Origin of the sequence: Enterobacter cloacae complex sp. ECL72, assembly GCF_019056635.1 — a bacterium.
Classification (GTDB): Bacteria; Pseudomonadota; Gammaproteobacteria; order Enterobacterales; family Enterobacteriaceae; genus Enterobacter; species Enterobacter hormaechei_C.
The window spans coordinates 4,504,607-4,518,886 of sequence record NZ_CP077659.1 but is presented as its reverse complement, the minus strand read 5'-3'; the positions used below and the strand labels follow the sequence as shown (position 1 = coordinate 4,518,886).

Annotated in this window: 10 protein-coding genes; 4 read left to right on the top strand and 6 right to left on the bottom strand. The window is 56.4% G+C overall.

Features of this window, described 5'->3' with window-relative positions; all coding sequences use genetic code 11:
- Positions 1-37: 37 nt before the first annotated feature.
- Complete coding sequence (locus KTH07_RS21695; RefSeq protein ID WP_063162055.1) at positions 38-796, bottom strand: SDR family NAD(P)-dependent oxidoreductase; 759 nt, start codon at positions 794-796, stop codon at positions 38-40.
- A 119-nt stretch (positions 797-915) separates the two neighbouring features.
- Between KTH07_RS21695 and KTH07_RS21690 the strand changes: the two genes are divergently transcribed.
- The 3 genes from KTH07_RS21690 (at position 916) to KTH07_RS21680 (ending at position 4,474) form a co-directional block, all read left to right on the top strand.
- Positions 916-1,815, top strand: a complete 900-nt coding sequence (locus KTH07_RS21690; protein WP_017384184.1) for a LysR family transcriptional regulator — start codon at positions 916-918, stop codon at positions 1,813-1,815.
- A gap of 50 nt (positions 1,816-1,865) precedes the next feature.
- Complete coding sequence (gene yhjD / locus KTH07_RS21685) at positions 1,866-2,891, top strand: inner membrane protein YhjD (RefSeq protein ID WP_023295574.1); 1,026 nt, start codon at positions 1,866-1,868, stop codon at positions 2,889-2,891.
- A gap of 260 nt (positions 2,892-3,151) precedes the next feature.
- Entirely contained in the window at positions 3,152-4,474 is a 1,323-nt protein-coding gene (locus KTH07_RS21680) for an MFS transporter (protein WP_015571519.1), read from the top strand.
- Positions 4,475-4,984: 510 nt separating this feature from the next.
- Here KTH07_RS21680 and KTH07_RS21675 read toward each other — a convergent pair.
- Both KTH07_RS21675 and pdeH read right to left on the bottom strand, forming a co-directional pair.
- On the bottom strand, positions 4,985-7,027 hold the full coding sequence (locus KTH07_RS21675) for an AsmA family protein (RefSeq protein WP_063162054.1): 2,043 nt from the start codon (positions 7,025-7,027) through the stop codon (positions 4,985-4,987).
- Between the two features lie 65 nt (positions 7,028-7,092).
- Positions 7,093-7,866 (bottom strand): cyclic-guanylate-specific phosphodiesterase, encoded by a 774-nt coding sequence (gene pdeH / locus KTH07_RS21670; RefSeq protein WP_015571521.1) that lies wholly within the window; start codon positions 7,864-7,866, stop codon positions 7,093-7,095.
- A gap of 230 nt (positions 7,867-8,096) precedes the next feature.
- On the opposite strand from pdeH, the gene KTH07_RS21665 reads away from it, so the two are divergent.
- Positions 8,097-9,026, top strand: a complete 930-nt coding sequence (locus KTH07_RS21665) for a sugar kinase (protein ID WP_017384186.1) — start codon at positions 8,097-8,099, stop codon at positions 9,024-9,026.
- A gap of 62 nt (positions 9,027-9,088) precedes the next feature.
- Here KTH07_RS21665 and KTH07_RS21660 read toward each other — a convergent pair whose 3' ends face one another.
- The 3 genes from KTH07_RS21660 to hmsP form a co-directional block, all read right to left on the bottom strand.
- On the bottom strand, positions 9,089-10,579 hold the full coding sequence (locus tag KTH07_RS21660) for a pitrilysin family protein (protein WP_023295577.1): 1,491 nt from the start codon (positions 10,577-10,579) through the stop codon (positions 9,089-9,091).
- A gap of 222 nt (positions 10,580-10,801) precedes the next feature.
- Complete coding sequence (dctA, locus tag KTH07_RS21655; protein WP_015571524.1) at positions 10,802-12,088, bottom strand: C4-dicarboxylate transporter DctC; 1,287 nt, start codon at positions 12,086-12,088, stop codon at positions 10,802-10,804.
- A 159-nt stretch (positions 12,089-12,247) separates the two neighbouring features.
- The gene (hmsP, locus tag KTH07_RS21650; protein ID WP_023295578.1) at positions 12,248-14,254 is read right to left on the bottom strand and encodes a biofilm formation regulator HmsP; all 2,007 of its coding nucleotides are present in this window, start codon (positions 14,252-14,254) and stop codon (positions 12,248-12,250) included.
- Positions 14,255-14,280 lie beyond the last annotated feature (26 nt).

The following is a 14,280-nucleotide window of genomic DNA, read 5'->3' as shown; positions in this document are numbered from 1 at the left end:
TTCCTTAAGAGGGTTCCCTCCCCCTTAAGACTGAACATTACAGGAACATACCGCCTGAAACTTCAATACGTTGCGCATTCATCCAGCCCAGTTTGTCACTGAGCAACGCCGCACTGGCGTCACCAATATCATCGGGCAGGCCCACGCGTCCCAGCGCTGTCTGCGAGGCCAGCAGCTGGTTAAGCTCCGCATTATCCCGCACGCGTCCGCCCCCAAAGTCGGTTTCAATCGCGCCGGGCGCGATGATATTGACGGAAATTCCGCGCGCACCAAGCTCTTTTGCCTGATAGCGGGTCAGCACTTCCATCGCCCCTTTCATTGCCGCGTAGGTGCCTGAACCGGGCTGAGTAAAACGGGCCAGTCCGCTGGAGACGTTCAGGATCCGCCCTCCGTCTTTTATGAGCGGCAGCAGCTGTTGCGTGAGGAAAAACGGCCCTTTGAAGTGAATGTTCAGCGCATCATCAAATTGCGCTTCCGTCGTCTCGGTATAGGGTGCGTACAAGCCCGTGCCTGCGTTGTTCACTAAATAGTCAAAGGTGTCACGTTGCCAGACGTGTTTGAGGGTATCCTTCACCTGCTGAGCAAAGCGCGAAAAGCTTGCCGTATCGCCGACGTTAAGCTGCAATGCTGCCGCTTTTCCACCTGTTCCCTCGATTTCGCGCACAACTTCCTGCGCCTCCTGCTGGCTGTTGTTCCAGGTCAGGATGATGCCTGTCCCTTCCGCGGCCAGCTTCAAAACGGCATTTTTCCCCAAGCCGCGGCTACCGCCCGTCACTAAAGCAATACGTTCACTCATAATTCACCTCGTTTCGGCTGTGATGAAGATTGAGAAAGAGCTTATTAGATGGTAGAAAATCAATAAATAGTGCCGTCAGCGCTTCACTGTTTCATTCATAACAACAATGACCAACATCTATGGATAAAATACACGCAATGCAGCTTTTCCTTCGGGTCGCGGAACTGGAAAGTTTTTCCCGCGCGGCGGAGACGTTAAGCCTGCCGAAGGGGAGCGTATCGCGACAGATCCAGGCACTGGAAAACGCACTCGGCACGCAGCTGCTGCACCGTACTACCCGCCGCGTCAGCCTGACGCAGGACGGCATGGTTTATTACGAGCGTGCTAAAGATCTGCTGATGAATCTGGACGAACTGGACGGCATGTTCCTGCACGACCCTTCAACCATCAGCGGTCGGCTACGTGTGGATATGCCCGTTGCCATTGCGCGAAATGTAGTCATTCCGAAACTGCCTGCATTTTTACAACAGTTTCCCGGCATTGAGCTGGAGCTGAGTAGCAGCGATCGTCTGGTCGATGTCATCCGCGAAGGATTTGACTGTGTGGTTCGCGTGGGAAACTTAAAGGACTCCGGGCTTATCGCCCGCCCGCTTGGGAAACTCTCGGTGATTAACTGCGCCAGCCCGGATTATCTGACGCGATTCGGCTACCCTGAGACGCTGGACGATTTGGCTTCGCATGCCCTCATTCACTACTCCGCCACGCTGGGCACGCGTCCGCAGGGTTTTGAGTATTACAACGGCAGCGCGACCCAGTGGGTGAAAACGGGAGGCGTATTGACGGTTAACAGCACGGAAACCTACCAGGCCGCCTGTATCGCCGGGCTTGGGATTATTCAGGTTCCGCGCGTCGGGGTGCGTGATGCCCTGCGCACGAAAAAACTCGTTGAGATCCTGCCGCAATACCGGGCTGAACCGATGCCCGTCTCCCTCATTTATCCCCACCGCCGTAACCTCTCCCGCCGGGTGCATGTGTTTATGGAGTGGCTTACCGAACTCACAAAAGGTTACGTCGACTAGTCACAAGCTATAATTCAGTAACATCCAGCTCAACGAAAAGGAAAATGCGCGTGACGCCGGAAAATAACCCGCAACGACCGACTCAACATTTAGATTATGAACCCATCAAAAAGATGGATAACGAGCCTGAAGCGCCGAAAGAGCCTGGAACGGCCAGCAAAGCGCTGGGCACCGTGACCGGCATAGCCGAAAAAATTCAGCAGATACCCGCGATTGCTCACCTGATACGCGCCGCTGAGCGCTTTAACGACCGCATGGGAAATCAGTTTGGCGCGGCGATTACCTATTTCTCGTTCCTGTCGATGATCCCCATCCTGATGGTGTCATTTGCCGCCGCCGGTTTTGTGCTGGCGTCTCACCCGACGCTGTTGCAGGACATCTTCAATAAGATCCTGACCAACGTCAGCGACCAGACGCTCGCCGCAACGCTCAAAAGCACCATCAACACCGCCGTGCAGCAGCGTACCACCGTGGGTATCGTCGGGTTGCTGATTGCGCTCTATTCCGGGGTGAACTGGATGGGCAACCTGCGTGAGGCTATTCGCGCCCAGTCGCGTGACGTCTGGGAGCGTAGACCGCAGGATCAGGAGAAGATATGGGTGAAGTATCTGCGCGACTTTATTTCTCTGATTGGGCTGCTGGTGGCGCTGGTCATTACGCTCTCCATCACCTCGGTCGCCGGTTCCGCGCAGCAGATGATTATCTCCGCGCTGTACCTGGATTACATTGAATGGCTGAAACCGGCCTGGCGCGGCATTGGGCTGGCCATCTCCATCTTTGCTAACTACCTTCTGTTCTTCTGGATCTTCTGGCGTTTGCCCCGCCATCGTCCGCGCAAGAAGGCGCTGATGCGCGGGACATTGATTGCCGCCATTGGTTTTGAGGTGATCAAGATTGTGATGACCTATACGCTGCCGTCCCTGGTGAAGTCTCCCTCCGGCGCGGCCTTTGGTTCGGTGCTGGGGCTGATGGCTTTCTTCTATTTCTTCGCTCGCCTGACGCTGTTCTGCGCCGCGTGGATCGCCACGGCAGAGTATAAAGATGACCCGCGCATGCCGGGTAAAACCCACCGCTGATATCATGTCGGGCTGATATTTCAGCCCGATTCGCCATTTCAGCATATAAATCCAGGCCGTAACTTTTATTTAACGCAAAACCAGTTTTAATGACTGATATTTAAAAAGTGTGAAGCATTTCATAGAAGTGTTTTCGCTGGTCTGAAAATTATCCGCTTTTTGTTGCTTTTATGACCACACCACGCCTTTATTACAGATTGAAATGTCGCTTTTGCTATGCCTAATATGGCCCTTCGTTCGTCCAAAAATAAGAAAATATTATGCAAGCAACAGCCACCACACTTAACGAAGGGGCGGAACACGTTCCGGTCAACTCGCGCAATAAAGTCGTCGTCGCATCGCTGATTGGCACCGCCATTGAGTTCTTCGACTTTTATATTTACGCCACCGCTGCGGTCATTGTCTTTCCGCATATTTTCTTCCCTCAGGGCGACCCGACGGCAGCCACGCTACAGTCTTTAGCCACCTTTGCTATCGCCTTCGTTGCGCGTCCGATTGGTTCAGCGGTCTTTGGGCATTTTGGCGATCGCGTCGGCCGTAAAGTGACGCTGGTTGCCTCGCTGCTGACGATGGGGATCTCCACCGTCGCCATCGGCCTGCTGCCGACCTATGAAACTATCGGCATTCTGGCGCCTGTGCTGCTGGCGCTGGCGCGCTTTGGGCAGGGTCTGGGGCTGGGCGGGGAATGGGGCGGCGCGGCACTGCTGGCGACCGAAAACGCCCCGGCGCGCAAACGAGCCCTGTATGGCTCTTTCCCGCAGCTGGGCGCACCGATTGGGTTCTTCTTTGCTAACGGCACCTTCCTGCTCCTCTCCTGGCTGCTGACTGATGAACAGTTCATGAACTGGGGCTGGCGTATTCCATTCGTCTTCTCCGCCGTGCTGGTGCTGATTGGCCTGTACGTTCGCGTGTCGCTGCACGAGACGCCGGTCTTCGCTAAAGTCGCCGCGGCGAAAAAGCAGGTTAAAGTTCCGCTGGGGACGCTGCTGACCAAACACCTCCGCGTGACCGTGCTGGGCACGTTCATCATGCTGGCAACCTACACGCTGTTCTACATCATGACCGTTTACTCCATGACCTTCAGTACCGCCGCCGCGCCGGTCGGCCTGGGCCTGCCGCGTAACGAAGTGCTGTGGATGCTGATGATGGCGGTCATCGGATTTGGTGTGATGGTGCCCATCGCGGGCCTGCTGGCGGATAAATTTGGCCGTCGTTCAAGCATGATCGTCATCACCTCGCTGATTATTCTGTTCGCGCTGTTTGTCTTCCCGCCGCTGCTGGGTTCAGGTAGCCCTGCGCTGGTGATGGCGTATCTGCTGATTGGCCTGAGCCTGATGGGGCTGACTTTTGGCCCAATGGGCGCGCTGCTGCCGGAGCTGTTCCCGACTGAAGTGCGTTACACCGGCGCGTCGTTCTCCTATAACGTTTCGTCGATTCTGGGCGCCTCGGTGGCTCCGTATATCGCCACATGGCTTCAGGCGAACTATGGCCTATTCTATGTGGGTGTCTATCTGGCGGCAATGGCAGCGCTGACGCTGATTGCGCTGCTGCTGACGCACGAGACGAAGCATCAGGCGCTGTAAGTGAATGCCGGGTGGCGGCTACGCCTTACCCGGCCTACGATTCAGCCCTCACCCACAGGGCTGAGGGCTCCCCACAAAATAATGCCTGCACAGACGGCCCCCTCTCCCTTGAGGGAGAGGGCTGGGGTGAGGGGGAACATACGGCTCAGGTGGTCATTCCGTTCACTTTATGTTCCTTGCTACTCTGTCACGACATGAGCGGTGAACGTGCCAGGGTGGCTCAGTCGCCACCACCCTGGCGACCCGGGCTTCCGGCGGAAAATCGCCGCTTCGCGGTGCCTTCGGCTTATTCCTTCCGGCTTATCGGGGACGGGCGGAGGTAACATCCCTGTAAAGCCCGCCCTCTCGGCGCATCCCTGCGCCTCGCCCCGGCCTACAGGAAACGCCTCAGCGATTTACAGCCGGACCGAGGCATCGCTGAAAGCCCTCAGTTATTCTGAGGCAACGTTATAGCTTTTGCTTTCAAATTACTGGAGCCCCCTCTCCCCACAGGGAGAGGGAGAAACGGGACTACTTCTTCATCTGCGACAAAATCGTCCGACACTGATTCGCTTCGCCTTCCGACGGCGAAATCAACGCCAGCAGCGCCGCCGCAGGAGTGACCAGCGTAGCGAGCGCGGCGGCGACCGCACCACGCGCAATCAACGGCCCGGCCTTCACGCCCGCCTGCGGATCTTTGAAGGTCCCGCGAACGTACAGCGGCGAGCGCAGGGTGATGATACGAATACCTTTACTTTCCGGATCGATGGTTAAATCCAGCTGCTCGGACGCCATGCTGGCGGTACCGGTGACGTTGATAACCGCGTTTTCCGTGTCGAAAGCGAAGATCTGCGGACGCGCCACGCCGTTGACCAGATCCAGATTTGCCGCCGCGCAGTTAACGCGTACTTCGTCGTCACCGAAGATTTGCCCGATGATAAAGTTCCCGACGTTCAGCCCCAGGATCTCCATCAGGTTACGGCTCACCAGCCCGTCGTTCATCAGCAGCTTCAGGTTGCCGTTTCCGCTACCCAGCAGCGCCGCTACCGAGTTACCCGTGCCGCGAATATCCGCGTCGCCGTTCATCTCACCGAGGGTTTTCTGCATCAGCTCCACGTCCGGCATCAGCTCTTTCAGCTTCAGCCGACGCGCCTGGATCTCCGCCCTTCCCTGCATTGGCTTTTTATCCCCCTCCAGGTGGATATTCGATGAGATGGTTCCCCCGGCCATGCCAAACTTCAGCGGTTGCAGGCGCAGGTCGGCGTTTTTCAGGATGATATGGGTCGAGAGGTTGCTCAGCGGCAGCGTGCTGCCATGCTCAATTTTACGTCCTTTGAAGCGTACATCCGCATCCATCACGTCCCATTTGTCGGTTTCGAAGCGGTCATAGGGCAGCACTTTACCCGCAGGCTGAACGTCCTTTTTAACCTCTTTAGACTTCGTGCCTTTGCCCGAATCTACGCCAATCAGCGGACCAAGATCGGCCAGACGCAGCTGGCGGGATTCAACGTCCCCCTCCAGTTTCGGGCGCGGTTTACCGGTGGTGTAGGTCAGCGTGCCGTGGATATCGCTGTCGCCGATGCGCCCGTTAAAATTCCGGTAGTCAAAGACGGACGATTTTTCGGTGTTGATTTTGGCAACCAGGCGCCCGTCCGTTTCAAACGGCGGGGTATCCGGCAGCAGCACGCCGGTCAAATCGTACAGTTCACCCAGCGAATCCCCGGCAAACTTAAGCTGGAGGTCGACGCCGCCCATGTTCATCGGGTCGTTAACCGTGCCCACGAACGCCACGCGGGTGTTGCCCGAGCGGAAATCCGCCTGCACCGGGAACGGCGTGCCCTCACTCCTGAGCGCCAGCATGCCGCCGATTTTGCCTTTACCGGTCAGCGGCTGGCCGTTGTAGCGCCCTTTCGCCGTCAGGCCGAAGACGTAATCGCCCGCTTTGCTGTCATCGCCTTTGGCTTTACTGCCCGTCACTTCGCTAAACGGCAGCGGCTTGCCCAGCGGATCGACGAGGATCTCCACGTCAGCCTTATTCACCTTATCGTCAATGGCGATCCTCCCCCGATCGAACAGAATATTGTCGAGGCGGAAAGACCACGAAGAGGGCTGCGCATTCTGATCTTTATCGCCGCTGCTGGCGAGATCAAACGTCCAGTTATTGTTTTTCTCTGACAGGCGAATCAGCCGCGCGTCGGGCTGCTGAAGTTTGATCCACGGCAGATACACCGTTTTGGTTAACAGGGCTAACGGCGCCAGCGTGGCTTCCACGCGCGGCAGGTGGATCATGGTCACTTCGGGGATGTCCGGCGGGTTGCCGAGAATGATGTCGTCGGCGTGAACGTGCGGCCATGGCACCCAGCTTCGCCAGCCGGTTTCCTCTTTCTGGCGCTCCCACACGACACCCAAATCGCCACGTATTGCGAAGGGGCGGTTTAGCTCGGTTGAGACTTTCTGGTTGATGGTCGGTTTGAGCCGGTTCCAGTCAAACGTGGCGATAATGATGATTAAGACCACGATCAGCAACAAGAAAATCCCTGCTGTCCAGGAAATCACCCTGGTTGTTTTTGTCATTGTTGTCCCCTTTCCTGATGAACTTGCCTCTAAAACTATAGTTCAGACAAAGGGAAGCGGGCAGATCAGAGGGTGGTTATCACCTTTTCCAGGGTATCCATGGGGACAGGACGAGAGAGGAAATAACCCTGTGCCGCCGCTGCCGGGGAATTTTGCACGTCGCGCCACTCCTCCAGCGTCTCTACGCCTTCCACAATGACGCCCTGGCAATAGCGGTTCATCAGTTGCAGGAGCATCGTAAACAGGTTCCGTCCCTCCGGCGTCTGGCGCAGCATGATAAACAGATCGCGGGCCACTTTGATGTAGTCATAACGCACTTCGCTCAGGGCGGAGAAGTTGGCCATACCGGTACCGAAATCATCCAGCCACAGCGGGCCAAACTCACACATCGAGGCAAACGAGGAGTCCTGTGGCAGCTGAACATGTTCCACCAGCTCGAAGCGCATCCACGGCAAGGTGGCAATCAGCGCCTGCAATGTCGCGTTCTGACGTAACGCCATCAGGGTTGGGCCATCCACGTTCACCGACGCCAGAATACCGTGCTGCTCGAAGAACGCCTGCTTCGTCGCCAGCATTCTCAGCTGCTCTTCCAGCACGTCGATACGCTGACGCACGGCAACCTCCGCAAAATAGCGGTCCGGTGCAATACGCTGTGAAGGATTCGATGGATGAGTGACGACCGTTAACACCTCAATCGCCATTAACCGACCGTCGGTACGGTAGATGGGCTGATAGGTGTACGCTCGCTCACATTGCAGCCAGTAGCGATGCTCCTGCAAGTTCTCAATACTTGCCTCAGGCGTAGTGCTCAGCCGCTGGATAACCTGCTCTGACTTCATTTCGGATGTCCTGTTGTATGGGATAGCCTTTCTGGACTCGTCACTGAGTTATCGGCCCGCCAGGTGAGAACTTTATGTTCAATTCACCGGGAAAATGAAATTAAGATGACAGAAATATGCCGGAATACGCGCTGGCTCAAAAAAAATAATGGAACGTCGTTTTAATATAGTTGACCATAAAAAACACACAGCGCACACTACCCTTAATTACTTTGTTCAGGTTCACGACTATGTCTAAAAAAATTGCCGTGATTGGCGAATGCATGATTGAGCTGTCCCAGAAAGGCGCGGAAGTCAGCCGCGGTTTTGGTGGCGATACATTGAACACCTCCGTTTACATTGCCCGTCAGGTCGCCCCCGACGCGCTGAGCGTGAGCTACGTTACCGCGCTGGGAACGGACAGCTTCAGCCAGCAGATGCTGGAAGCCTGGCAGGGTGAAAACGTTGGGACCTCGCTCATCCAGCGAATGGAAAACCGCCTGCCGGGTTTGTACTACATCGAAACCGACAGCACCGGCGAGCGCACCTTCTATTACTGGCGTAATGAAGCGGCCGCCAAATTCTGGCTGGAAAGCGAGGCCGCCGCTGCCATTTGCGAAGAACTGGCGACCTTCGATTATCTCTACCTGAGCGGGATCAGCCTGGCGATCCTGAGCCAGGAGAGCCGTGAAAAGCTGCTGTCACTGCTGCGCGAATGCCGTGCCAATGGCGGTAAGGTGATTTTCGATAACAACTACCGTCCGCGTTTGTGGGCCAGCCGCGAAGAGACGCAGCAGGTCTACCAGCAGATGCTCGAATGCACCGATATCGCCTTCCTGACGCTGGATGATGAAGATGCTCTGTGGGGCGAAAAACCGGTTGATGAAGTCATTGCCCGGACGCAGGCTGCCGGGGTCAGCGAAGTGGTGATCAAGCGCGGGGCGGAGTCTTGCCTGGTGGCGGTTGCAGGTGAAGCCGTGACAGAGGTGCCGGCGGTGAAGCTGGCGAAAGAGAAGGTAATCGATACCACGGCGGCGGGAGATTCTTTCAGCGCGGGGTATCTGGCGGTACGTCTGACGGGGGGAACGCCGGAAGCGGCGGCGCAGCGCGGTCACTTGACGGCCAGCACGGTGATTCAGTATCGCGGAGCGATTATTCCGCGCGAGGCGATGCCTGCTTAAGGACTGTGCGGGCTGATGCCCGCACCCTAACCCTCTCCCTCAGGGCTGAGGGAACGCAGAGCTTACTGGCCCTGCGGAATATCGCTCGCATCCTGGTGTAAATCATCGGCTGCCGTTTGCGCTGGCTGCGGCGGCGTCGCCATGATGGCGCTCCAGGTGGCCTTCAACTCTTTCATGTCATATTCCGGCTCACCTTTCGGCTGCAACAGAATCAACGCCATATCCTGCGACAGCTGCTGACGCAGATCCTGATTCAGCATCTCCACGGTCAGACCGTTCAGGAAGTCCTGACGCAGTTTCTGATACTGCTCCGGCGCGATATCCACCACCTGATTCTGCAAGGAGCGAATGCGCTGGCTGATTAAGATATCGGTATCGGCGCGGGCATAGGTGGCGAACAGTTTCTGCAATTCGAGGGATTTCTGCGCCACCAGCGCGTTAAACTCCTCTTCAGACAGGCCCTCTTTCCGCACCTTAGCCAGCTCTTTCGCCACCACGCCGAGATTGGCATTCAGCTTATCACCCGGCGATTCCACGTTAATGGCGCACTGGGCGCGCTGGAACAGCACACGGCAGTCAAATCCCAGGCCAATATCTTTCACGTTGTTCTTGCTGAGCGTCTGCTGAACGTGCCAGAACAGCGCTTCACGCGCGAGATCCGCACGCCAGTAACGCAACAGCGCAGAAGACTCGCGGATCGGCTGCCAGGCCGTATCCCACATCATTGAAAGACGATCCTGACGCACGGTATCCGTCATGATGCTGACCGTCTCAGGACGCAGCGGGGACAAGGTAGGAACAGGGGCGGGCGTTTCACGCTTCCCTTTCAGATCGCCAAATGCTTTGTTGATCTGTTCTATCACCGCACGGCTGTCCACGTTGCCCACCACAATCAGGGTCATGGCATCCGGGGTGTACCACTGCTGGTAGAAAGATTTCACCTGCGCGGCATCAACCGGCTGTTTCAGCGGCTCTGCCGGGTCGTGGCCAAGCAGCGTTGACCCTTTCAGGCGGTAGCGCCACCAGCCTTCTTTGGTATCCGTCGGCCAGGTCGCCACCATGTCGCTGTTGCTCAACGCATAGTTAACGGTCTCAGGCGTAATCGCCAGTTTGCCGGTGGCATCCGAAAGATAGGTCAGCGCTTCTTTAAGCAGATCGTTACGGTTGTTGGGCAGGCTCAGGTTAAACATGGTGTAGTCATAGGAGACCACAGCCGGGGGCAGCGGGCGTTTCGGATCGATGGCCTGTTGCCATAAAGAACGCACCTGAACCGCCTGCAAACTGCCGCTCTGGGTGAGCGCCAGTCGAGGAATAAAGTGGCTTAAGCCGGTCTGCTGGGTGCTTTCAGTGAGGGAGCCGGTATTCACAGAAAGACGGATTTCAATGCGATCGCTCGGACGTTGCGGAGTGGATAATACCTGCCACTGGAAACCATTCGCCAGTGTTCCCTGTTGCCAGGCCGGGTCTGGCTGGAGCGCATCTGCCTGCACATAACTGGCTGCTGCCATCATCAGCAAACCGCCGGTTAAGAGTCGAATTTTTGTGCCCTGCATGTGAACCCCTGATCAACATTCCTGGTTAAAGAGAGTGTCTCGCGACGTGAGCACTCAAAGATGACGATGAAAACCTTCCGATTAGACAGCGTGTTCGGCTAAACGTCACGGGCGGAAGTGAAATATACCCAAAAAAAATCTTGTCGAATTATGACAAGTATGAACGGTTATTATGCGCAGGTGCCCGCATCCCCACAAGGGAATACGGGCATTTATGAGGGATTAAGAGGATAAACCGGGGGTTTTGTCCTCAGATGTGCGGTTATTCAGCGTATCGTTAAGCTTCTTGTGATCCAGCTCTTTCACCCACTTCGCCACCACAATCGTCGCCACGCCATTGCCGACCAGGTTGGTTAACGCACGGGCTTCAGACATAAAGCGGTCAATACCGAGGATCAGGGCCAGGCCCGCCACCGGCAGATGGCCCACCGCCGAAATGGTGGCCGCCAGCACGATAAATCCGCTGCCCGTTACGCCCGCCGCCCCTTTTGAAGAGAGCAGAAGCACCACCAGTAGCGTAATCTGATGGAAGATATCCATGTGGCTGTTAGTGGCCTGGGCAATAAAGACCGCCGCCATCGTCAGGTATATCGAGGTGCCGTCCAGGTTAAAGGAGTAGCCCGTAGGAATAACCAGCCCCACCACTGACTTACGGCAGCCCAGCTTTTCCATTTTATCGAGCATACGCGGCAGCGCGGACTCCGAAGAGGATGTGCCGAGGACAATCAGCAGCTCTTCACGAATGTAACGGATAAATTTGAAGATACTGAAGCCGGTCGCACGGGCGATGGAGCCGAGCACCACCACCACAAACAGAATACAGGTGATGTAGAAACAGACGATCAGCTGGCCAAGCTGTACCAGCGTGCCGACGCCATATTTCCCGATGGTGAAGGCCATCGCGCCAAAGGCGCCAATCGGGGCCAGACGCATGATCATGTTGATGATGCCGAAGATCACCTGCGAGAAGCTTTCAATGACGTTAAAAATCAGCTGGCCTTTGCTGCCAAGACGGTGCAGGGCAAAGCCAAAAAGCACGGCAAACAGCAGCACCTGGAGGATGTTTCCGCTGGCGAACGCGCCAATCACGCTGCTCGGGATCACGTCCAGCAGGAAGGCAACAATACCCTGATCTTTCGCCTGTTCAGCGTAAACCGCCACCGCTTTCGCATCCAGCGTGGCCGGGTCGACGTTCATGCCCGCGCCAGGCTGTACCACGTTGACAATTATCAGGCCGATAATCAGCGCGATGGTACTGACAATCTCGAAGTACAGCAGGGCAACCGCCCCCGTACGCCCGACCGCCTTCATGCTTTCCATGCCAGCGATACCGGTCACCACGGTACAGAAAATGACCGGCGCGATGATCATTTTGATGAGCTTAACGAACGCGTCGCCAAGCGGTTTCATCTGCGCGCCCAGCTCCGGGTAGTAGTGACCGAGCAGAATACCGATAGCGATGGCTGTCAGGACCTGGAAGTAAAGACTTTTGAAGAGTGAGGTTTTCATAGGGTGTCCCTGGAAAGAAAAACTACAGGCTTTGTAAGGTTATGGTTAACCTGCGGCTTTAAAATAACACCCACATAACAGGACAGAAATAAACGGGGTTCAAATTTGAAACACAAATGTTAAGAACTTTGAGCTGGCTCGCACAAGCCAGCAACAAAATTACACTTTTGCGTTATTGCCAGCGTCGGCGAGATAGCGTTGCTCAAAGATATCCGTCGGTACGGCGCGGTCAAACAGGAAGCCCTGTCCGCTCTCCACGCCCGCCGCAGCCAGCCACTCACGCTGGGCGTCGGTTTCAATACCTTCGGCAATTACGTGCAGATTCAGGCTGTGCGCCATCTGAATAATGGCCTGTACCAGGCTGCAATCCTCCGGCAGCCCTTCCACAAAGGTTTTGTCGATTTTCAGGACGTCCACCGGCAACGTTTTCATGTGCTGGAGCTGACGCAGGCCAGAATACCCCATACCAAAATCGTCCAGCGCAATGCGGATCCCGGCATTACGCAGCGGTTTCAGAATGGCGACAGCATCGTCAGGATTGTCGATACAACGGCTCTCGGTGACTTCCAGGATCAACGTGTGGGGCTGAATGCGGTAGCGGTGGATCAACTCGAGCATCTCCGGCACCATGGTCGGGTGCATCAGTTGTAGCGCAGAGAGATTCACCGACAGCGGCAGCGTGATGCCCCGTTGTTGCCAGGCCGCAAGCTGGCGGCAGGACTCTTCCAGCACCCAGTAGCCGACGGTGACCATCAGGCCGCAGGACTCGATACGTTCGATCATCCCCTCAGGCAGCTCCCACGTGCCGTCCGGCTGTTGCATACGCAGCAACGCTTCGGCGCTGGTCACTTCACCCGTGCGCAAATTGACCTGCGGCTGTAGCCAGAGCGCAAACTGGCGATTGTCCATCGCCGTCAGAATGTCGCTCTCTTCCGTCAGGCGCTGCTGGGCTTTTTCCATCTGCTCCGGATCAAAGAACTGGATCTGGTTTTTGCCTTTCCGGCGCGCGGTGAACGCGGCCGAGAAGGCCCGACGATAAAGCTGCTCGGCGGTCAGCCCCCCGTAGTACATCGCAATACCGATGCTGGCGCTCGGGCGAAGCTGGATACCCTGAATGGGCAGCCGCTCATTAATGACAGTGAGTACTTGCTGACCTAGCGTAATGGCGTGCCACGGCTCTTTAACACCGTGCGCGATCACCACCAGGTCATAACCGCTGACCTGGGTGAGCACCATGCGCGGCGCCAGAACGGATTTCACCTTTTCCACCAGCGTCAGCAACAGCATCTCGCGCTGGCTCTCTTTCAGCACGCCCGCCGTGTCCTGCAAGGTTTCGCAGGCAATCACCATCAGCGCGGTGGTCTGCTGGCGGGCGACGGTCTGCTCCAGCAAGGCCATTAAAAACGCTTTGTTTGGCAGATCGGATACCGGAAAACGGGTGGCGTTGCTACTGAGCTCTTCCTGCTGACGCAGGACACGCTGCTGGTTGATATTGTAACTCCGGACCAGCATGCCAATTTCATCGTCGTGATGCAGGCGCGGCAAGGGAAGCTGATGCCCCATGTGCTCCTGTGGAGAGAGGTCGTTCAGCTCCCGGGCTATGCGGCGCAACGGATGCACAATTAACCGGTTGATACACCACGTCAGCGCCACGCTCAGCATTAGTGTCAAAAGTAAGTAAGTAGTCACTAACGTAGCAACCCAACTCATGACGAATTTATACATGCGGTACGAGTCGGCCTGTAGCACCAGGTAGGCCAGCGGCTGCGGGTTAGCCGGTCTTTCCAGGGAATAGAGAGGCAGGGAAATTTGCACCGGCAGTTCAAACAGGCGCATCACCATCATCGGGACGGGACGCTCCGGGATAAAGCTCATCCGTAGCGCCTGGAACTGGTTCGGCAGCACGACATCTGCGCGGCTCACGATACCGGCGGGCTGAATGCGCTTCAGGATGGATTCCGCCTCGGGGATATCCCCTTTCAGGATCGAGGCTGACAGGGGTTCCCGCACCGAGCGGGCAATACTTTCCAGTTGCGAAGCCGTGTTATAGCGATTCTGCTGTACGGAGTGAAACAGCAAAATGACGCAGAAGATGAAGACAAACAGCATTGTGACGGCAGACACCATCGCCATCTGTTTGATCGTTAAGGAACGGCTGACACGCAAAATGACTCTCCACAAAACTCGAAGCG